The organism is Rhodococcus gordoniae (assembly GCF_001646655.1).
Lineage (GTDB): Bacteria > Actinomycetota > Actinomycetes > Mycobacteriales > Mycobacteriaceae > Rhodococcus > Rhodococcus gordoniae.
Genome location: NZ_LPZN01000003.1, coordinates 355,051 through 374,665, shown reverse-complemented (window position 1 = coordinate 374,665; position 19,615 = coordinate 355,051). Strand labels below are relative to the sequence as shown.

At 68.1% G+C, this 19,615-nt stretch carries 16 protein-coding genes and 3 riboswitches; of the genes, 6 read left to right on the top strand and 10 right to left on the bottom strand.

All coding sequences use genetic code 11. From position 1 onward, the window contains the following. Nucleotides 1-22: 22 nt before the first annotated feature. Nucleotides 23-217, bottom strand: a riboswitch (cobalamin riboswitch). Nucleotides 218-257: 40 nt separating this feature from the next. Continuing rightward, the gene (locus A8G18_RS03510; RefSeq protein WP_064062717.1) at nt 258-1,463 is read left to right on the top strand and encodes a bifunctional cobalt-precorrin-7 (C(5))-methyltransferase/cobalt-precorrin-6B (C(15))-methyltransferase; all 1,206 of its coding nucleotides are present in this window, start codon (nt 258-260) and stop codon (nt 1,461-1,463) included. Next, complete coding sequence (locus A8G18_RS03505; RefSeq protein WP_026003397.1) at nt 1,460-2,221, top strand: cobalt-precorrin-4/precorrin-4 C(11)-methyltransferase; 762 nt, start codon at nt 1,460-1,462, stop codon at nt 2,219-2,221. Before A8G18_RS03510 ends, A8G18_RS03505 begins: the two co-directional genes overlap by 4 nt. A gap of 104 nt (nt 2,222-2,325) precedes the next feature. On the opposite strand, the gene A8G18_RS03500 is transcribed toward A8G18_RS03505, so the two are convergent. From A8G18_RS03500 to A8G18_RS03490, 3 genes are read right to left on the bottom strand one after another with little or no spacing between them, the layout of a single operon-like run. Continuing rightward, nucleotides 2,326-3,882 carry a precorrin-2 C(20)-methyltransferase gene (locus A8G18_RS03500; protein WP_064062716.1) on the bottom strand — a complete coding sequence of 519 codons (1,557 nt, stop codon included), beginning with the start codon at nt 3,880-3,882 and terminating at the stop codon, nt 2,326-2,328. Continuing rightward, nucleotides 3,879-4,553 carry a precorrin-8X methylmutase gene (locus A8G18_RS03495; RefSeq protein ID WP_016935773.1) on the bottom strand — a complete coding sequence of 225 codons (675 nt, stop codon included), beginning with the start codon at nt 4,551-4,553 and terminating at the stop codon, nt 3,879-3,881. Before A8G18_RS03495 ends, A8G18_RS03500 begins: the two co-directional genes overlap by 4 nt. Beyond that, nucleotides 4,550-5,539, bottom strand: a complete 990-nt coding sequence (locus tag A8G18_RS03490) for a cobalamin biosynthesis protein CobG (protein ID WP_084421418.1) — start codon at nt 5,537-5,539, stop codon at nt 4,550-4,552. Before A8G18_RS03490 ends, A8G18_RS03495 begins: the two co-directional genes overlap by 4 nt. A 118-nt stretch (nt 5,540-5,657) precedes the next feature. Beyond that, nucleotides 5,658-5,851, top strand: a riboswitch (cobalamin riboswitch). 53 nt (nt 5,852-5,904) lie between these two features. Between A8G18_RS03490 and cobN the strand changes: the two genes are divergently transcribed. Together cobN and cobF are read left to right on the top strand one after the other, a co-directional pair. Next, nucleotides 5,905-9,516, top strand: coding sequence for a cobaltochelatase subunit CobN (gene cobN / locus A8G18_RS03485; RefSeq protein WP_064062714.1), 3,612 nt, complete (start codon nt 5,905-5,907; stop codon nt 9,514-9,516). Beyond that, nucleotides 9,513-10,259 (top strand): precorrin-6A synthase (deacetylating), encoded by a 747-nt coding sequence (gene cobF, locus A8G18_RS03480; RefSeq protein WP_064062713.1) that lies wholly within the window; start codon nt 9,513-9,515, stop codon nt 10,257-10,259. Before cobN ends, cobF begins: the two co-directional genes overlap by 4 nt. On the opposite strand, the gene A8G18_RS03475 is transcribed toward cobF, so the two are convergent. Genes A8G18_RS03475 through A8G18_RS22970 form a run of 4 tightly spaced genes read right to left on the bottom strand, consistent with a single transcriptional unit; the run spans nt 10,238 to nt 12,220 of the window. Beyond that, a complete protein-coding gene (locus A8G18_RS03475; protein ID WP_016934724.1) occupies nt 10,238-10,627 on the bottom strand; it encodes a DUF6114 domain-containing protein in 390 nt (129 codons plus the stop codon). The two genes, cobF and A8G18_RS03475, sit on opposite strands and share 22 nt — an antisense overlap. Further along, nucleotides 10,621-11,190, bottom strand: coding sequence for a DUF6230 family protein (locus tag A8G18_RS03470; protein WP_016934725.1), 570 nt, complete (start codon nt 11,188-11,190; stop codon nt 10,621-10,623). Before A8G18_RS03470 ends, A8G18_RS03475 begins: the two co-directional genes overlap by 7 nt. A gap of 45 nt (nt 11,191-11,235) precedes the next feature. Continuing rightward, on the bottom strand, nt 11,236-12,021 hold the full coding sequence (locus tag A8G18_RS03465; protein ID WP_064062712.1) for a class I SAM-dependent methyltransferase: 786 nt from the start codon (nt 12,019-12,021) through the stop codon (nt 11,236-11,238). Between the two features lie 40 nt (nt 12,022-12,061). Continuing rightward, nucleotides 12,062-12,220: a hypothetical protein gene (locus tag A8G18_RS22970; protein WP_016934726.1), complete on the bottom strand. Its 159-nt coding sequence runs from the start codon at nt 12,218-12,220 to the stop codon at nt 12,062-12,064. Between the two features lie 125 nt (nt 12,221-12,345). Here A8G18_RS22970 and A8G18_RS03455 point away from each other — a divergent pair, with 125 nt between their 5' ends. Further along, nucleotides 12,346-13,146, top strand: coding sequence for an SDR family NAD(P)-dependent oxidoreductase (locus A8G18_RS03455; protein WP_064062711.1), 801 nt, complete (start codon nt 12,346-12,348; stop codon nt 13,144-13,146). 1 nt (nt 13,147) lies between these two features. Here the strand turns inward: A8G18_RS03455 and A8G18_RS03450 are convergent, their stop codons facing one another. Next, nucleotides 13,148-13,666, bottom strand: coding sequence for an Rv2732c family membrane protein (locus A8G18_RS03450; protein ID WP_016934728.1), 519 nt, complete (start codon nt 13,664-13,666; stop codon nt 13,148-13,150). Nucleotides 13,667-13,844: 178 nt separating this feature from the next. Between A8G18_RS03450 and A8G18_RS03445 the strand changes: the two genes are divergently transcribed. After that, on the top strand, nt 13,845-14,747 hold the full coding sequence (locus tag A8G18_RS03445; protein WP_064062710.1) for an SDR family oxidoreductase: 903 nt from the start codon (nt 13,845-13,847) through the stop codon (nt 14,745-14,747). Between the two features lie 277 nt (nt 14,748-15,024). On the opposite strand, the gene metE is transcribed toward A8G18_RS03445, so the two are convergent. Both metE and A8G18_RS03435 read right to left on the bottom strand, forming a co-directional pair. Beyond that, nucleotides 15,025-17,307: a 5-methyltetrahydropteroyltriglutamate--homocysteine S-methyltransferase gene (gene metE, locus A8G18_RS03440; RefSeq protein ID WP_064062709.1), complete on the bottom strand. Its 2,283-nt coding sequence runs from the start codon at nt 17,305-17,307 to the stop codon at nt 15,025-15,027. Nucleotides 17,308-17,452: 145 nt separating this feature from the next. Then, a riboswitch (cobalamin riboswitch) is annotated at nt 17,453-17,654 on the bottom strand. 222 nt (nt 17,655-17,876) lie between these two features. Beyond that, nucleotides 17,877-19,379, bottom strand: a complete 1,503-nt coding sequence (locus A8G18_RS03435) for a PepSY-associated TM helix domain-containing protein (protein ID WP_064062708.1) — start codon at nt 19,377-19,379, stop codon at nt 17,877-17,879. Nucleotides 19,380-19,615 lie beyond the last annotated feature (236 nt).

Below are 19,615 nucleotides of genomic sequence, written 5' to 3'. Positions count from 1 at the left end.
GGCTCCCGCTGGGATGTTCTCCACGGCAAGCTGTTCGAAGGCCGGTATTCGGACTTCCCGGTCGGACGCCGTGCGATCGCCTTCCCGGACGTGTGGTCCAGTGGCTGCGCGTACGCGCATGATCGACGACTCCCGGGTCACCGCAGCGGGCCTGTGCCGGATTCTCACCGGCTTCCCGATTATCCCCGTGAGGGGCACCTTCGATTGTCTTGCCGCGGCCGAGTGTAGCCGCAGGCCGTCGGTTAGGGTTCACCGCCATGGGTTCACGCATCACCGTCGTCGGTATCGGGGCGGAGGGGTGGCCGGGCGTGCCCTCGGCCGTCCGGGAACGAATACTCGCCGCCGACGTTCTGCTCGGCGGCCGGCGGCACCTCGACCTGGTCCCCGCCGGGCGTGCGATGCGCGAGCAGTGGCCGTCGCCGCTGCTGCCGGGCCTCGACGATCTCCTCGAGCGGCACGCAGGCAGGGATGTCGTCGCCCTCGCGTCGGGCGATCCGCTGGTCTCCGGGATCGGCACCACCCTGATCCGTCGACTGGGCCGCGACGCCGTGCGGGTGATCCCCGCCGTGTCCTCGGTGGCGCTCGCCCGCGCCCGCATGGGCTGGTCTGCGGAGGAATGTGAGACGGTCACCGTGGTGGGACGCGAGATCGACTCACTGCGAAGGTTTCTCACCCGCGGCCGGCGGCTCGTGGTTCTCGTCGACGGAGCGCGGGTGCCGGACGTCGCGGCGCTGCTGTCCGACGGCGGGTTCGGCAACTCCCGTGTCTCGGTGCTGTCGAATCTCGGAGCGGATGCAGAATCCCGGATCGATTCGACAGCAGACGATCTCGTGAACGCATCGGTTCCGTCGTTGAGTCTGCTGTGCATCGAGGCCGACGGTTCCGCAGGGCTGTCGGCAGCGCCCGGTCTCGCCGACGAGCTGTTCGAACACGACGGCCAGCTCAGCAAGCGGACCGTGCGTCTCGCCGCCGTGTGTGCTCTCGCGCCGCGTCCGGGGGAGCTGCTGTGGGACGTCGGTGCCGGTGCCGGTTCCGTCGGAATCGAATGGGCACGCACCGATCCCCGTTGCCACACGATCTCGGTGGAGAGCAATGCGGGTCGCGCCGACGCGATCGAACGCAATGCCGCCGCGTTGGGTGTGCCGTCCGCCGTCCGCGTCGTCCGCGGGCCCGCCCCTGCTGCGCTCGCCGGTCTCGAAGCACCCGACGCGATCTTCGTCGGCGGGGGAGGAAGCCGCGACGGCGTGCTCGACGCGTGCTGGGACGCACTGACTCCCGGCGGACGGCTCGTCGCGCACGCGGTGACCCTGGAGACCGAGGCCGTCCTGGTGCGGTGGTGGAAGGTGCACGGCGGTGAACTCGTGCGCCTGTCCGTCGAACACGCCGATCCGATCGGAACATTCACCGGCTGGCGCGCGCAACGGCCCGTGGTGCAATGGAGTGCAGTGAAAGGTGAACGATGACAGTCCATTTCGTAGGCTCCGGACCGGGAGCGGCAGACCTGCTCACGCTACGAGCGGTGAACCTGCTCCGCGAGGTCCCGGTCGTTCTGTACGCCGGTACCTATCTCGATGCCGAGACCCTCTCGCACTGCCGTGACGACGCCGAACTGATCGACACGCAACATCTGGACCTCGACGAGATCACCGCCCACCTCGTCGACGCACACCGGCGCGGGCTCGATGCGGTGCGGCTGTGCTCCGGCGACCCGTCACTGTACTCCGCGCTCACCGAACAGACGCGACGACTCGACGCCGCAGGTGTGCCCTGGAACGTCACGCCCGGTGTTCCGGCCTACGCCGCGGCGGCCGCGGCGCTCGGTACCGAACTGACCGTCCCCGAACTCGTACAGACGGTCGTGCTGACCCGCACCCAGGCCCGCTCCACCGCCATGCCCGACACCGAGGCGCTCGCGCGGGTCGCCGGGCTCCGGGCAAGTCTCGTCCTGCACCTGGCGATCACGCGCATCCGCGTCCTAGCCGAGGAACTCACGGTGGAGTACGGTGCCGACTGCCCCGTCGCGGTGGTCGCGTTCGCATCACGCCCGAACCAGATCGTGCTGCGCGGCACCCTCGCGGACATCGCCGACAGCGTCGAGGCAGCGGGGCTGAAGCACACCGCGGTGATCGTCGTCGGACGGGCACTCGGGGTACGGGAGCAACCCGACGTCGCCTGCTCGCACCTCTACGACCCCGCCCGCGAACGCCACGGACTCGGATAGCGTTTCATCCGCGCGCACCGAAGCGGGGTTCGCCACGGTCGCAGCAGGGGCGAACCCCGTTTCGGAGAGCGAACCTGTCGACGATCCGGGGTGGACACCGCACGTCACGCGGTGGTGGACGATTCCGGAATCCGAACGTCGACCGACCGTTTCGTCCACACGGCACCGGTCGACGTCACCGACGTACCCGCCGCGCCGACGATGAGCAGGCACTTCATGTCGACGCTCGCCGGATCCAGTTTCTCGAGCGTCGTGACCTCGAGCGACTCGCCGGGCCGTCCCACATCGCACCCGATCACGACGACGGTATCGGCCGGACGATGTTTCAGCAGTACCGCTTTCGCATCGGCGACCTGCGTGGTGCGCGAGCGCGACGCCGGGTTGTAGATACCCAGGACGAGATCGGCCTCGGCGACCGCCGCCAGTCGTTTCTCGATCACGTTCCACGGCTTGAGGCGATCCGACAGGCTCATCACCGCGAAGTCACCACCGATCGGGGCGCCGGCGCGCGCTGCCACGGCCTGCACCGCGGAGACACCCGGCAGGACGCGAATCGGTACGGACGCGTACTTCTCGTCCTGCGCGGCCTCGAAGACCGCCGACGCCATGCCGAAGACCCCGGCGTCACCACCGGAGACCACGGCGACCTTCTCGCCGGACAGGGCGAGATCGAGCGCGAATCGCGCGCGGTCCACCTCCACGGTGTTGCCACTCGAATGACGGTGCAGCCCGGTGCGAACCGGAACGCGGTCGACGTACGGTCCGTAACCGACGACGTGATCGACCTGCGCGAGCGCGTCCGCCGCTTCGGGTGTCAGCCACTTCTCGTCGGCCGGTCCCAGCCCGACGACGAGCAACTCGTTCGTCACATCCGCTTCCGGCGACTCCACGGCGACCGGCCGGGACCGGTCGCCGATCTCGCGGTTCTTCGGCGCACGGTCACCGGCGGTGAGGATCACCGAGAAGTACGGCACCGCGTCCGCGTCGACCTCGGCGACCGGCAGGATGCGTTGCCGGTCCATCGATGCGCGTTCGATGTAGACCGCGTCGTCGAGTCGACCGGACTGGGCGAGCGCCTCCCGGACGGCGGGGAACGTCCTGCCCAGCTTCATGATCGCCGCACCGTCGGTGTCGGCGAGCCGACGTGCCAGCTCCGGAGTGGGAAGCGTGCCCGGCAGGATGGTGAGCACGTCGGTGCGGCGGACCATCGGCTCGGCTGCGGCAGCCGCAGCAGCGGACACCGACGTCACACCCGGTACCACCTCCGTCGGGTATCGCGGCGCGAGGCGGTCGTGCAGATACATGTACGAGCCGTAGAACAACGGGTCGCCCTCGCACAGCACCACCACGGTGCGTCCCGCGTCGAGATGGGCGGCCAGCCGGGCGGCGGACTCGTCGTAGAAATCGGCGATCGCGCCGTCGTACCCGCCCGGGTGATCGGTGGTGCCCGTCGTCACCGGGTACACCAGCAGTTCCTCGATCATCCCGTCCGGGATGAGGTCGGCGGCGATCGACCGGGCGATGGACCGGCCGTGCGTGCCGGAATAGTAGGCGAGGACGTCCGCCTCGGCGATCAACCGCGCGGCCTTACGCGTGATGAGTTCGGGATCGCCGGGGCCGAGGCCCACTCCGTAGAACCTGCCGGACACCGTGTCGTTCATTCCTTCTCCTGCGCGAGTGCATTGATCGCGGACGACGCCATCGCCGACCCGCCGCGGCGGCCCCGCACCACCAGATGGGGTATCTGCAGCCGATGGTCGAGCAGCGCTTCCTTGGATTCGGCGGCGCCGATGAACCCGACGGGCACCCCGACGATCGCGGCCGGCCGGGGGGCGCCGGCGTCGAGCATCTCGAGGAGATGGAACAAGGCCGTCGGGGCATTACCGATCGCGACGACTGCACCCTCGAGGCGGTCGGCCCACAGGGACACCGCCGCAGCGGAGCGGGTCGTGCCCCAGCGCTCGGCGAGTTCGGGGACACGCGGATCGGCGAGCAGACACACCACGTCGTTGCCGGCGGGCAGTCGTGTGCGGGTGACTCCCGACGCCACCATGTTCGCGTCGGTGAGGATCGGAGCGCCCGCGTTCAGCGCAGCGCGTGCGGCCGGAACAAGATCGGGATGGATCACGAGATCCCGTGCCAGATCGGTCTGTCCGCTCGCGTGGATCATCCGGACCGCGACCTTCTCCGCCGTCGCGGGGATCGCGGTCAGATCCGATTCGGCGCGGATCGTCGCGAACGACCGGACGTAGATCTCGGCACCGTCGGTGATGTAGTCGTACCGGCGAGGCGGCGCGGACGCGTGGGCAGGGTGCGGCGGTGGAAGAGTCACGGTGTGCTCCTGGCGAAGGCAAGGCGATGAGGCGAGTGCGGCGCGCCGCAGGCGCGTTCGCAGCCGACGACATGAATTCGGGAATCGATTGTGTTTCCGGCGACGAGCCGGCGAGCCAGCGCTCGGGTGTCACCCTCGGCGAGGCTACACCCGGGTGCTCCCGTGCATGCGGTCACCCGCTGCCACGACGATTCGGCAGCGGTCTCGAAGCCGGCTTCCCGTAGCGCAACAGGATTCGATTCCGCCGGAAGAACCAGTCCTCGCCAGGGTGTGACGACGACACCCCGATCCGGCAGGGCGGCCACCATGCCCGGGGTGAGAATTCCGAGCGGGACCAGCACCGATACCGCGCCGCCGAGTGTGCCGTACGGCATCGTGCAGGCCGGTGGACGGGGCGCTGGATCCCGGCCCCCGATCTCGGCTCCGGCACGCGGGAGTTGGCGCACATGCCACACCGAATCCCGGATCCCGGCGAAGTGCCGGGCCAGCCGGATCAGTGTCGCCGGCACCTGCGCGAGCGGCACCGTCGGTCCTCGGAGGTCGCCGATCACGATCGTCGACACGGCGGGGTCGCGGAGGATTGCGGTCAGATCGCAGCGCATCGCGGCGATATCCCCGCGACCGTCGTCGATGCCGAACAGGAACCGTCCCGGCAGGTCGGCGAGCGCCGGATCGGCACACAACCCGGCATCGAGTTCACGGACGAGCGGACGTACATCCGCGAGTCCTCCGCAGAGCCCCGTGAGGGGAGACGCGACGATGTTGCGCACCCGTTCGTGACTCGCCGAGGGCAACAGACCCGTCGCGGTCACAGCCTCGGACAGGGCCGACGGCACGCCTCCGCACTCGTCGAGTTCGATACCTCTGATCTGCAGGTTTCCACGCGACGTCAGGTGCACGTCGCCGTCCGCACAGGCAACCGAGACCGCGGACAATGCCCGAAGCGCGCCGTCGGGGAGTTGTCCTCCGGGCACACGCAGGCGCACCAGCGCCCCGTCCGCAGCGACGTGCGGGCGGAGGATTCCGGGACACCGATCGGGAGGAAGAGAGGGTGGGAGAGCATCCACGGACGCACATGCTTGCACACCTTCCCGGCAACGTGCGCTACTCTCGGTTTGCCGTGGTGCTCGGGAAGCCGGTGAGAAACCGGCGCGGCCCTCGCCACTGTGAGCGGATAGTTGCTCGCCCTCGTCCGTACCGGTCCGCCGGTACGGAGGCCACTGGATCTCGGTCCGGGAAGGTCGGCGCAGCAGCGACGACCCGTCAGCCAGGAGACCGGCCACGGCACGTGAGGTCCACGAGGGTTTTGGAGACTGAACATGGCTGTACGCCTGTGTTTTCGGGTTGCGTCGTGACGCGCCTGACTTTGTTGTCGACGTCCGACACCGACCTGCTGTCGGCCCGGTCGAGCGGTGCCGACTGGGTGCTCGGCAACCCGTCGCGCCTCGACGTGCCCACCGAACTTCCCGCGCTGCTCGACGGTTCGGGCCTGGTCGTCGTGCGGATACTGGGTTCCGCACGCAGCTGGCGGGACGGACTCGACACCGTGCTGGCAACCGGGGTGCCGGTCGTCGTCCTGGGCGGTGAACAAACACCCGACGCCGAACTCATGGAGTATTCGACGGTTCCGATCGGCGTTGCGGCCGAGGCACATCGCTATCTCGCGCACGGCGGACCCACCAATCTCGATCAGTTGCACGCCTTCCTGACCGACACCGTGCTGCTCGGCGGTGAAGGCTTCGAACCGCCTGCCGAACTGCCCGAATGGGGCGTGCTCGACCGGCCTGCGAGGCCGGCGGGCGAAGAGTTGCCCCGCGTGGGCGTGTTGTTCTACCGCGCCCACCACACCAGCGGAAACGTCCAGTTCGCGCACGATCTCGCCGACGCCATCGACGCCACCGGCACGGCCCGCGGCGTCGTGATCCACTGCGCGTCGCTGCGCGGAGCACCCACCGATCTCCTCGCCGAACTCGGTACCCTCGACGCGCTCGTCGTGACGGTGCTGGCAGCCGGTGGAACCAAACCCGCCACGGTGAGTGCCGGCGGTGAGGACGAGGCATGGGACGTCGGGGCGCTCGCCGCGCTCGACATCCCGATCCTGCAGGCCCTGTGCCTGACCTGGAGTCGCGAGGATTGGGCGGAGTCGGACGACGGTGTGTCGCCGCTGGATTCGGCCACGCAGATCGCGGTCCCCGAGTTCGACGGCCGCATCATCACGGTGCCGTTCTCGTTCAAGGAACTCGACGCCGACGGACTGCCCCGCTACGTCACCGACCCGGAACGGTGCCGTCGCGTCGCCGGTATCGCGGTGGCGCACGCACGACTGCGACACGTACCGCCGCCGCAGCGCCGGATAGCCATCATGCTGTCCGCCTACCCGACCAAACATTCCCGGGTCGGCAACGCCGTCGGTCTCGACACCCCGGTGTCGGCGATCCACATGCTGCGCGCTCTACGCGATGCCGGATACGACCTCGGCGACGGATTTCCCGGCATGGACCTCGAGGACGACACCGAGGCCGGCAACACCCTCATCCACGCCCTGATCGATGCCGGTGGACAGGACGAGGAATGGCTCACCGCCGACCAGCTGGCCGGAAACCCGGTGCGCGTGACCACGTCCGACTATCTCGCGTGGACCGGCGATCTTCCGGCCGAGCTCACCGACGCCATCGCCGAGACGTGGGGGCCGGCCCCCGGGTCGCTGTTCGTCGACGGCAGCGGTGACGACCAGGCAATCGTGCTGGCGACCCTGCAGGCCGGCAACGTGGTGCTGATGATCCAGCCGCCGCGCGGTTTCGGCGAGAACCCGGTGGCGATCTACCACGATCCCGACATGGCGCCGTCGCATCATTACCTCGCCGCGTACAAGTGGGTCGAGCACGGCTTCGGTGCCGATGCCGTGGTTCACCTGGGCAAACACGGTTCGATGGAATGGTTGCCCGGGAAGAACGCGGGCCTGTCCGCGGCGTGCGCGACCGACGCGGCCATCGGCAATCTGCCGCTGATCTATCCGTTCCTCGTCAACGATCCCGGCGAAGGCGCACAGGCGAAGCGCCGTGCCCACGCGATCATCGTCGATCACCTGATCCCGCCGATGGCGCGCGCCGAATCGTACGGTGACATCGCGCGTTTGGAGCAACTGCTCGACGAGTACTCCAATATCGCGGCGATGGACCCGGCCAAGCTGCCCGCGATCCGGGCTCAGATCTGGACGCTGATCCAGGCCGCGAAACTCGATCACGATCTCGGGCTCGACGACCGCCCGCACGACGCCGAGTTCGACGACTTCCTGCTGCACGTCGACGGCTGGCTGTGCGAGGTCAAGGACGCCCAGATCCGCGACGGCCTGCACGTCCTGGGCGCCGCGCCGGTCGGGGAGGCGCGGGTGAATCTGGTGCTGTCGATCCTGCGTGCCGCGCAGGTATGGGGCGGTAAGAGCAACGCCGTGCCCGGTCTGCGCACGGCACTCGGACTGAAGCCCGAGGCCCCACTGGCCGAGGTCGACGGAATCGAAGGCGTTGCGCGGTCGCTCGTGCAGGCCATGGAGGACGACGACTGGCGTACCGAGTCCGCTTCGCGCATCGTCGAATCCGTCCTCGGCCATCCTGATACCGAGGTCGCTCGCGTACTCGCCTTCGCCACCGAGGAGGTGGTGCCTCGCCTCGCGGGCACGACCGCCGAACTCGACGCCGTCCTGCACGCCCTCGACGGCGGGTACGTCCCTGCCGGACCGTCCGGCTCGCCGCTCCGTGGCCTGGTCAACGTGCTGCCGACGGGCCGCAACTTCTACACCGTCGACCCGAAGGCCGTGCCGAGCCGGCTCGCGTACGACACCGGCGTCGCACTCGCGAACAACCTGATCGAGCGGTATCTCGCCGATACGGGGGAGTACCCGCAGTCGGTGGGCCTGTCGGTGTGGGGGACATCCGCGATGCGCACCGCCGGCGACGACATCGCCGAGGTGCTCGCACTGATCGGAGTGCGTCCCGAATGGGACGCCGAGTCGCGCCGGGTCCGTGAACTGACCGTGATTCCGCTCGAGGAACTCGACCGGCCGCGCATCGACGTGACCGTCCGTATCTCCGGTTTCTTCCGCGATGCGTTCCCGCACGTCATCGGCATGCTCGACGACGCGATCCGCATGGTCGCCGCCCTCGACGAACCCGACGAACAGAACTATGTGCGAGCGCATGCCCGGCGCGACGAAGCCGAGCACGGCGACGCCGATCGTGCGGTGCGCCGCATCTTCGGGTCGAAGCCCGGCTCGTACGGTGCGGGCATCCTGCAGCTCATCGACTCCGGCAACTGGCGCACCGACGCCGATCTCGCCGAGGTCTACACGGCGTGGGGCGGATTCGCCTACGGGCGCGGTGTGCACGGAGTTGCGGCCGCCGACGACATGCGCACGAACTACCGCCGGATCGCGGTGGCGGCCAAGAACACCGATACCCGTGAACACGACATCGCCGACTCGGACGATTACTTCCAGTACCACGGCGGCATGGTCGCGACGGTGCGGGCACTGACGGGCACCGACCCGAAGGCGTACATCGGCGACTCCACCACACCCGACGCGGTGCGGACACGCTCACTGGCGGAGGAGACCGCGCGGGTCTTCCGGGCGCGGGTCGTCAACCCGAGGTGGATCGGCGCGATGCGCCGGCACGGCTACAAGGGCGCGTTCGAACTCGCCGCCACCGTCGACTACCTGTTCGGTTACGACGCCACCGCCGGCGTGGTCGAGGACTGGATGTACGAATCGCTCGCACAGAACTATGCACTCGACCCGGAGAACCAGGAGTTCCTCCGCGAAGCGAATCCGTGGGCGTTGCGCGGCATCATCGAACGCCTCACCGAGGCAGCCGATCGAGGGTTGTGGGCCGAACCGGACCCCGAGACGGTGAACAGCCTGCAGCAGGCCTATCTCGACGTCGAAGGTGATCTCGAGGACCGCGCTTGAGAGTTCGGCTCATCGGTATCGGACCCGGAGGACCGGACGATCTCACGGTGGCGGCGGTGCGCGCCCTCGAAAGCGTCGACGTCTTCCTGGTGGCCGACAAGAACCGGGGCGTGGACGATCTCGTCGAGGTACGCGAGGACATCCTGCGCCGCCACACCTCCGGTGCGCATCGGGTGATCGTGGTGGCCGACCCGCCCCGCGACCGGAATCCGGACCGGTACGGCGACGAGGTGCGCGACTGGCACGCCGCCCGCGCCGCAGCCTACGAATCCGTTCTGCTCGAACAGGTTCGGGACGACGAAACCGTCGGATTCCTCGTATGGGGAGACCCGAGCCTGTACGACAGCACGATTCGTGTCGTCGACCGCATCCTCGGGCGAGGGAACGTGCGGTTCGATTACGACGTCGTTCCCGGAGTCAGCAGTGTGCAACTGCTGGCGGCCCGGCATCGTCTGGTGCTCAACACCATCGGCGGGCCGATCACCGTCACCACCGGACGCAGGCTGATGCGGGATGTCGCAGGGGGTGCCGCGAACGTCGTGGTGATGCTCGACGGCGGCCTTGCCTGTGCAGACCTCGAAGGCCGGTGGAACATCTGGTGGGGTGCGAATCTCGGGACGAGCGACGAAGAACTCGTCGACGGTCCGCTCGCCGAGACACTCCCCGTCATTCGTGAGGCCCGCATCCGCGCGAAACGGGCGCGCGGATGGGTGATGGACACCTACCTGCTGCGCCGGGATTGAGCGGTCCACGCCAGGACCGCACTGCTTCCCACCACTCCGAACAGGGTGCCCAGCAGGAACCCTCCGAAATTGGCCGCGGGTAGCGCCACGAGCGCGACCAGCATCGCGATGACGCCTGCGGGAACACGGAGGCCCGGCCGCACCAGCACTCCCACGCCGCACAACGCCATGAGCGCTCCGAGGAACAGGGTGGAGACGCCCGAGATGGTGCTGATCGACACCAGGACGTCTCCGACGCGGAAGGTGGTGTAGGCGGGCAACAGCAGGAGCACCGCCGAGACACACAGCAGCGTCGCGCCGGTGAAGGGGCGTTCGTGTCGCCACTCGCGGAACCGTTCCCGCCGAGTGCCGGTAGCGGTCGTCAGCACTCGTGGGCTCCGGTCCGGACGTCCATCTGCAGGCCCTGCACGCTCATGGAGGTCGCGGTCATGGATACCGCGCGGACTCGCGCCTCGGTCATCACCGAGCCGCCCATCGCCATGCCCGGCGTCAGGGAGGTCTCCACCTCGGCGAGATTCGAGACGTCGACACCCAGACGGACGTCGGCGGCATCTATCGACCCGCCGACGGAGACGGCGTCGAGCACCACGCTCCTCGCGGTGGTGTTGGGTCCCGGAACGCGGATCGTCATCGTCACGTCACCCAGGACCGGCACGCCGTGAGCGATGGTGGCCAGGCAGACGTCGGACAGCACCGACGACTCGACCCGGAGCGCAGCTGTGGGAAGGTCGCCTGCCGAACTGCTGACGCGACGGGGAAACACCTGGATCCCTTCGGCTTCGACCAGTCCGATGGTCCCGGAGATGTCCTGACCGGAGATGGCCAGATTCATCGGCAGGTCGCCGCGTGCGATGCCCGCACCGAGCAGAGTCGTAGGAACGAGACCGACCAGTGTGAGTGCTGCGAACCGGCGTTTCCGGATGCGTCCCATGCACTTCCTCTCGTGGTGGCCGTCGGCTCGCCCGAACGGACGGGATCAGACCGCAGTAGAAGGGCTTTCCGGGACCGTGGCCCGTGCATACCAGGCTCGGGCGTCGAGCGAGAAGGAGCCGGAAGGAAGGGCTGCCCGGCACGCGTCACGGACCGCGAGGCGTTGCCGGTCGGGAAGCGTCGCCAGATATCGGCCTGCCGGTCCGATGCCGAACGTGAACGGCTCCCAGAAGTCGTCGAAGTCGGCGTACTCGGCGCGTGCAGAGAGCGCGCCGTCGACCGTCTCGGTCAGGCCTGCCCGGCGAAATCGCTCGGCTATGTCGCCCTCGGCAGTTCCGGCCATCGTCGTCTCACCGGGAGCGTGGGGATCGACCGTTCCCACCGCGGTCCAGAAGATACGAAGCATCGTCATTCCGCCCGCCGTGGTGTCCCACATACATGCGGCCACGGTGCCCCCGGGGCGTGTCACCCGCGCCATCTCCCGCACACCTTCCTCGGGATCGCTCATGAACCCGAGGACCAGACAGGCCATCGTGGAGTCGAACTCTCCTTCCGTCCAGGGAAGGTGTTCGGCCACACCGACACGTACGTCGATCTCCGGTGCGATGTCCCGGCATGCGGCCGCGAACTGAGGTGCAGGGTCGATCGCTGCGACGTTCGCGGCACCGACCCGCGCGACGAGTTCCCGGGCGAGTCCACCCGGCCCGCAGCCCACATCGCAGACCCGCCGTCCCGCCGTCACCCCGGCGGCATCCGCCAACGCCGGCGCGAGCGTCGGGGCGTACCTGCCCATGAATCGGTCGTACTGATCTGCAGGTGCGGCGAACTGCATGTACCCAACCTATCGGTCCGAACGGCGTCCTCGTGGCCGTTCACGTCGTATCGGGTGTCGGGCGGTCGTCCTTCTCGTCCGAGCGTTCCACCACATCCGGAGCGTTCTCCCGGGTCGCCATGCCGCCGTCGCGGCCGTGATCGACCGGACCCGGCGGGTCCTCGAGCACCTCGTCGTCCTTCTTCTTCGACGTCGTCATTTCCACCTCCGTACGCTGGGCAGACTCGTGTCCGAAGGGGTACCCGCAGATATCGGCCCGCACACCTCGGGTGGCGACGGTGCGACGGGCCGGATCGACTGGATCCAACGACACGAGGAGGCAGCATGCAGATCCGTGACAAGGTTTTCGTCGTCACCGGGGGAGGCAACGGGATCGGACGCGACGTCGTCCTCGAACTACTCGTGCGTGGTGCGCGGGTCGCGGCGGTCGATCTCCGCACCGAGGCGCTCGACGGCACCCGTGCATTGGCGGTTGCGTACGACGACCGTCTCACCACCCATACGGTCGACGTCTCCGACCGCGCTGCCGTCGAAGCGCTGGTGACCGAGGTGACCACTGCGCACGGACGGGTCGACGGCGTCGCCAACGTCGCCGGCATCATCCAGAAGTTCGTCCCGTTCGCGGAGCTGCCGTACGACGAGATGAACAAGGTCCTCGACGTCAACTACTGGGGTGTCGTGCACATGTGCAAGGCGTTCCTGCCCGCACTGCTCACCCGGCCCGAAGCGAGCCTGCTCAATGTCTCGAGCATGGGAGCCTTCGTGCCCGTGCCGGGCCAGTCGGTCTACGGCGCGAGCAAGGCCGCCGTCAAACTTCTCACCGAAGGTCTCTACGCCGAACTCCGCACCACGAAGGTCGCGGTGACGCTCGTGTTCCCCGGAGCCGTCCGCACGGGGATCGCCGAGAACTCCGGCGCCGCGATCCCGGGACGCAGCACCGATGCGTCCGTCAAGATCACGTCGTCCGCCGAAGCCGCCCGCCGGATCGCCGATGCGATCGAGAAGGGCGCTTTCCGCGTGTGTATCGGCAAGGACGCGACGATGCTCGACCTGCTTGCCAGATTCATGCCGCGCCGCAGCATCGAGTTCCTGGCGAAGAAGATGGGTTCGCTCGTCGACCGCTGACCTACCGCCGACCGGCCTGGAGTGGATGCGGTCGCGGCGGCACGTCCGTGGGCGACCGGCTCAGCACGACCGGCAGCCACTGGCACGTCATCACGATCATCACCAGCCATTCGGCGATCAACGCGACGGTCGGATGATGCGGTGCGTTCGTGATCATCCCTGCCTGCGACCAGTAGGCGAGCAACCCGAAGAACGACGACAGGCCGGAGCCGAGCATCGCGAGCGACGCCAGCTTCCACCGCCGCAACCACAACGCCAGCGTGGAGATCACCACACCGAACACCAGGGCCAGTACCGCGAAGATCCGCAGCGGCACAGCCACGGGGGCGGTGTCGCCGAACCAGCTGCCGAAGACCGTCCACGACCACGCCGACGACGTCTGCGGCAGCAACAGGCACACCGTCAGGACGACGACGCAGCCCGCCAGGACCCGGCCATGGCGACCGGCGTCGAACTCACCGGCGACCTTGTTCTCGATTCGGGCGAAGTCGTTCCGATAAGCCGACAGGTCCGCGCTCATGCCTCAGCCTCTCCGTTCCGACACATGAGTGGCCATTATGCGCCGGACGCCGATGTGACCTCGCTCATGCCGTTCACCTGCAATCGGATCCCGACGCACCCCGTCGGGGCCGGCTCCGGTGTGATGCCGTCGAGGACCGGGTATTGCCGTTCACGAACTCGATCGAGGGAGGGCGAGAATGCCGGAGAAGGACCAATACAGCATGCAGCACCCGGGAGAGCAGCATCCCGTCCCACCGCTCGAGGAACAACCGGAGATCGCCTACCCCGGGGCGACCGCCGATCTCGTCTCCGCTCCCGACCACGGTGAGGAGACGTACCGGGGGAGCAAACGACTCGAAGGTCGGCGCGCACTGATCACCGGAGGCGATTCCGGTATCGGTCGGGCGGTCGCGATCGCCTTCGCCCGGGAGGGCGCCGACGTCGTGCTGGCCTACCTCGACGACGAGGACGCGGACGGGCGGCGGACCGCCGAACTCGTCGAGCGCGCCGGCCGACGGGCGGTGCGTATGCCCGGGGACATCCGGGAGGAGGAATTCTGCCGGCGGCTCGTGGACACGACGGTGTCCGAACTCGGCGGCATCGACATCCTCGTCAACAACGCGGCCTACCAGCATCTCGAACCCGGCGGCATCGGCGACATCTCCACCGAGCAGTTCGACCGCGTGATGAAGACGAACCTCTACGCTCTGTTCTGGTTGTCGAAGTTCGCGGTCGCCGCGATGCAGCCGGGTTCGACGATCGTCAACACCACGTCCATCCAGGCGGTGAGCCCGTCGCCCGGACTGCTCGACTACGCGACCACGAAGGCCGGCATCGTCGACTTCACCAAGGGCCTCGCCTCGGACGTGGCGAGCAAGGGCATCCGTGTCAATGCCGTTGCACCCGGACCGATCTGGACCCCCCTCATCCCTGCGACGATGCCGAAGGACGCCTACGGGCAGTTCGGCAAGGACACCCCGCTCGGACGTCCCGGCCAGCCCGCCGAACTCGCGCCCGCCTACGTCTTCCTCGCCTCCCAGGAGTCGAGTTACATCACCGGCGAGACCGTCGCCGTCACCGGGGGTGTTCCGTTCACCTGAGGGTCGGAGCGCGAAACGGTCATCGGAGCGCGTAACAGCGCGCACCGATGACCATTTCGCGCTTCCGAGTTCACAAGGACTGCATGTCGAGCAGTTCGGGCGACGACGAGCACCGCGATCACAACGGAGGCTCGGCGGCACGTTCACGACAGCTGCGGACCGTGGTCGTTCGTGGTCATGTCATCCGCAGTGTGTACCCGCCAGTTCTGCTCCCTGGTCAAGGGATTCGAGTGTGCGATGGGCGGACATCGTCGAGGACCTCCTTCTGGTGCGGTAGCTATCTGTTCAGCTCGGCACGCACGGTGGCGGCAGCGGCGACGAGATTCGCCAGTGAGGCCGTGACCTCCGTCGTACCGCGGGTCTTGAGCCCACAGTCCGGGTTGACCCACAGTCGGTCGGCGGGCACTGCCTGCAGAGCCGTGCGCAGCAGTGCTGTGATCTCGTCCTCGCTCGGTACCCGCGGCGAATGGATGTCGTACACGCCGGGGCCCACACCGAGGTCGAACCCGGCGGCGTCGAGATCGTCGAGGACCTCCATGTGCGAGCGGGCCGCCTCGATGGACGTGACATCGGCGTCGAGTCCGGCGATCGCCTCGATCACCTCTCCGAACTCCGAATAGCACAGGTGGGTGTGGATCTGCGTGGAGTCGGCGACACCGGATGTCGCCAACCGGAATGCACCGACCGCCCACTTCAGGTAGTCGGGCTGTTCCGACGCGCGCAGCGGCAGGAGTTCACGAAGTGCAGGTTCGTCGACCTGGATGATGCGCACCCCGGCGGCCTGCAGGTCCACGGTCTCGTCGCGGATGGCGAGCGCGATCTGGTCGGCGGTCTCGGCGAGCGGCTGATCGTCGCGGACGAACGACCACGCCAGGATCGTGACGGGGCCCGTGAGCATGCCTTTGACCGGCTTGTCGGTGAGGGATTGGGCGTAGACGATCCACTCGACGGTCATCGGCGCGCGGCGTGCGACGTCACCGTAGAGGATCGGCGGCCGCACACACCGCGTGCCGTAGGACTGCACCCAGCCGTTGGCGGTGGCGAAGAACCCGTCGAGCTGCTCGGCGAAGTACTGCACCATGTCGTTGCGCTCCGGTTCGCCGTGCACCACAACGTCGAGTCCCAGTTCCTCCTGCAGCGCAACCACTTCGGAAATCTCGTCCCGCATCCGCCGCACATACTCGCCGTGGTCGATCTCGCCTGCGCGCAGCGCTGCGCGGGTCACCCGGATGCGGGTCGTCTGCGGGTACGAGCCGATCGTGGTCGTCGGCAACAACGGCAGATCGAGATGGCGACGCTGGATCTCGCGCCGACGGTCGGCGGGTGTGCGGGTGCGATCGGTGGAGATCGATGCGAGGACACCGCGCACCCGATCGTTGCGCAGGCGCGGATCCGAGGCCCGCACCTGTGCGGCGGTACGGGCAGCGTCGAGTTCGTCGGTGACGGCGTCGCGTCCCGTACGCAGAGCGGTGGCGAGAGTGACGATCTCCGAGACCTTCTCGTTGCCGAAGGCCAACCACGTGCGCAGCGACTCGTCGAGATCCGGTTCCGTATCGATCGTGTACGGCACGTGCAGTAGTGAGCACGACGACGACACCGCAACGGCCGCTGCGGAACCGAGCAGTGTGGCCAGCGTCGACAAGGCCTGTTCGAGGTCGGTGCGCCATACGTTCCTGCCGTCGACGACACCGGCGACCACGAGCTTGTCGGCGAGCTCGGGCAGACCTGCGATTCCGGTGGTGGTACCGGCGACCAGGTCGACGGCGAGGCCTTCGACTCCGGTGTGTGCGAGTCGCTCCAGCGCCGGACCGAGGCTGCCGAAGTACGACGCGACGAGAATCGCCGGCCGCTTCTGTGCTTGCGCCAGGGCGTCGTACACCCGTCCGATCGCATCGAGAGCGGGTCTGTCGAGGTCGCGGACCAACGCCGGTTCGTCGAGCTGCACCCAGTCGACCCCTGTGTCGGCGATCTGCGCCAACAGGTCCAGATAGTGGGGAACGAGCTCGTCGACCCGATCGAGCAGCGGTCCTTGCCCGTCGACGGGCTTCGACAACAGCAGGAAGGTCAGTGGGCCCAGGACGACGGGGCGGGCCGGCACACCGAGCTCGCGTGCCTCCGCAATCTCACCCAGGATCTTTGTGGCGTCGAGTTCGAAGACTGTGCCGGGTCCGATCTCGGGGACGAGGTAGTGGTAGTTGGTGTCGAACCACTTGGTCATCTCGAGCGGGGCGATATCGTCGGTCCCGCGCGCTGCGGCGAAACAGCGGTCGAGGTCGTCGGCGATACCCGCGACCCGGGGAGGCAACGCCCCGAGCATGATTGCTGTGTCGAGGACGTGGTCGTAGTACGAGAACGTCCCGACCGGGATCGAGTCCAGCCCGGCCGTGTGCTGACGGGACCACGTATCGGCGCGGAGTTGCGCGGCAACCGATTCCAGGCCGCCGCGGTCGAGGCGCCCGGCCCAGTAGGCCTCGGTGGCCTTCTTCAGTTCGCGGTTCGGTCCGATTCGCGCGGATCCGAGCACGGTGGCGGTGAACGGGGATGCTGTCGGAGCAGACATCAGGTTTTCTCCGGTGTTCGTCGTTGGTGGTCTACCGCCCGACGTACGCGCATCCCGAAACGAGCCCCGTGATCTCGACCCGTGGTCGAGGTGTTGCCGATCGGTGCACGCGCCCATTCCACGAGGCGGCATACCGCCGGGCACGGCGTGCCCGACACGATCGGCAGGTCTTCGGACTTGCAGGCACCCATCCCGATTCCGTCGAGATGGACCTAGTGGCCGTCGCTTCCCGGACTCGGTGTCCAGTGCTGGGTGACGGCGGTCGTTCCTGCATACCGCTGCGGGACAGTCCCGGATTCCCACCGGGTTCCCTCTCACACCCGGTACCTGTCGGCATCGGGTGCTTCGGCGCGCACACGAGGTCTTCGGGGCTCCTCACGACGACATGCGGCGAACCGATCGCAGCGCCGACTATACAAGGATCGTCCCCACTGTCGGGACGTGTGGACTCGACGACGACCTCCGAGACCGGAATGCAGTCTTCCGTGAACGAATTCGGAAGAGTCGGACCGCCGGGTCGGCTCGGACCCCGTGGCAGGGTCCGAGCCGACGAGCCGGGACGACGAGACTCAGCCGGTCGCGGAGGTCGCCTCGTGGGAGGACTCGGGCGAGCGTCGGCGCTGCAGGAGGCCGACGACGACGTCGACGACGAGGAAGGCGAGCAGGCTCAGACCGAGCAGCGGGACGAACCAGCCGACGACTACTGTCGCAGCCACCACTGCGATTGCCGCGGCCGGAGGGACACGCCTCCACGCACCGCGCAGCGGGGGACGGGGGATCCGGCGCGATCCGCGCGCAGGGCGGCGCTCCCACCACATCAGGTAGCCGTACACGATGACCGTGGCCAAGGCGATCGCGAGACCGAGCAGCACCACCTGATTGAGCAGGCCGAACAGAATGCCCATGTGCAGTCCGATACCCCAGGCGGTGAGTTTGGCCGCCAGGGGCCAGTCGGCGAACCGGTTCACGTCGGTCACCGCGCCGGTGGCGGGGTCCACGGCAACGGCATCGGTGACGAACTGCCAGGGCTGGCGTGTCTCGGTGACGGTGACGGCGGTGTGCTCATCGGCCGGGATGCTCATCTCGACTCGGCCGCCGAATTCGTTCTCGGCCGCGAGAATGAGCGCCGCGTCGAGGAAGTCGATGGTGCGGTCGAGTGTCCGAGGGTCGGCGGACGCGACGCCGTGTCCACCATGATCGTCGTGTCCCCCCGACCCGGCGGCAGCGGAGGCACCGAGTGCGGCATCTGTGGACGGGGTGGTCCAACTCAACGTGGTGCGCAGCTCACCGATGTTCTCACCGGCGTACTTCGACCAGGTCAACCCGGTGGCGGAGAGGAAGATCAATCCGATGACGATCCACATGCCGGTAGCACCGTGCCGACCGAGAGTGCGCTTCCGTCCTTGCGCGTTGCGGTCGACGGTCAGCAGACGGGCAGATTCCATGTCCCGCATGCGCTGTGTCCGATAGCGCTGCACCCACAGATACATCCCGCCGAGGGCAACCACCCAGAGCCAGGATGCGGCGAGTTCGCTGTAGAGCCGGCCGGGCTCTCCCAGATGGAGATGCCGGTGCAGCTGGGAGATCCAGGTGCGTACCGGCAGTGCACTGCTGCTGCCGTAGACCACCGATTCGCCCGTCGACGATGCGGTCACCGGATCGATGAACACCGCGGTGCGTTCGGATTCCCCCAACGACGGGTCGGTGAACAGCACCCGGGTGGTCTCACCGGCTTCGGAGGCCGGGCGCACCGCCGAGACGGTCAGATCCGGCCGTAGTTGTCGAGCTGCCCGTACCTGATCGGCGACCGGCAATGCCGGACCGGAGGTGTCCGCGTGCAGAAGGTCGCGGTAGAGCACCTGTTCGAGAGTCGGAGCGATCGCATAGAGGCCACCGCTGATCGTCGCGATGAGCAGGAACGGGGCGATCAGAACCCCGGCATAGAAGTGGAGTCGCATGATCAGCGGCCGCATGCTGCGAAGCGGCGGAGGGTTCTTCGTTGTAGGCCGGGCGTGTGCCGCGGCGGTGTCGTCCGCGGCGTCTGTACCGCGGTCGAGTTCGGGAACGGACATGAGTGTGTCTCGATTCGGTTGTCGTAGGGCGGTCGCCGTCTGCGCGTTTCCCGTGTGGGTTCACGTGGAAGTACGTGTGCCACGGGAGATGCGGTCGACGAAGCCGCCGTCAGGAAAGCGGGCATCAGGGGACTCGGGCAGATCGAATCCGGTCGATGCCGCTGAGGGCACGCACGCCCTGCGTTCGACCCTCCGGTGGAGGGCGGAGGCGGGACGGCGGAAAGAGAGGGAGGTCG

Bases quoted from the DNA above. Each gene is read 5' to 3' on its own strand.
- A8G18_RS03510 (WP_064062717.1), top strand. From the start codon at position 258: ATGGGTTCACGCATCACCGTCGTCGGTATCGGGGCGGAGGGGTGGCCG.
- A8G18_RS03505 (WP_026003397.1), top strand. From the start codon at position 1,460: ATGACAGTCCATTTCGTAGGCTCCGGACCGGGAGCGGCAGACCTGCTC.
- A8G18_RS03500 (WP_064062716.1), bottom strand. From the start codon at position 3,882: ATGAACGACACGGTGTCCGGCAGGTTCTACGGAGTGGGCCTCGGCCCC.
- A8G18_RS03470 (WP_016934725.1), bottom strand. From the start codon at position 11,190: ATGGGACGCATCCGGAAACGCCGGTTCGCAGCACTCACACTGGTCGGT.
- A8G18_RS03465 (WP_064062712.1), bottom strand. From the start codon at position 12,021: ATGCAGTTCGCCGCACCTGCAGATCAGTACGACCGATTCATGGGCAGG.
- A8G18_RS22970 (WP_016934726.1), bottom strand. From the start codon at position 12,220: ATGACGACGTCGAAGAAGAAGGACGACGAGGTGCTCGAGGACCCGCCG.
- A8G18_RS03455 (WP_064062711.1), top strand. From the start codon at position 12,346: ATGCAGATCCGTGACAAGGTTTTCGTCGTCACCGGGGGAGGCAACGGG.
- A8G18_RS03450 (WP_016934728.1), bottom strand. From the start codon at position 13,666: ATGAGCGCGGACCTGTCGGCTTATCGGAACGACTTCGCCCGAATCGAG.
- A8G18_RS03445 (WP_064062710.1), top strand. From the start codon at position 13,845: ATGCCGGAGAAGGACCAATACAGCATGCAGCACCCGGGAGAGCAGCAT.
- metE (WP_064062709.1), bottom strand. From the start codon at position 17,307: ATGTCTGCTCCGACAGCATCCCCGTTCACCGCCACCGTGCTCGGATCC.
- A8G18_RS03435 (WP_064062708.1), bottom strand. From the start codon at position 19,379: ATGTCCGTTCCCGAACTCGACCGCGGTACAGACGCCGCGGACGACACC.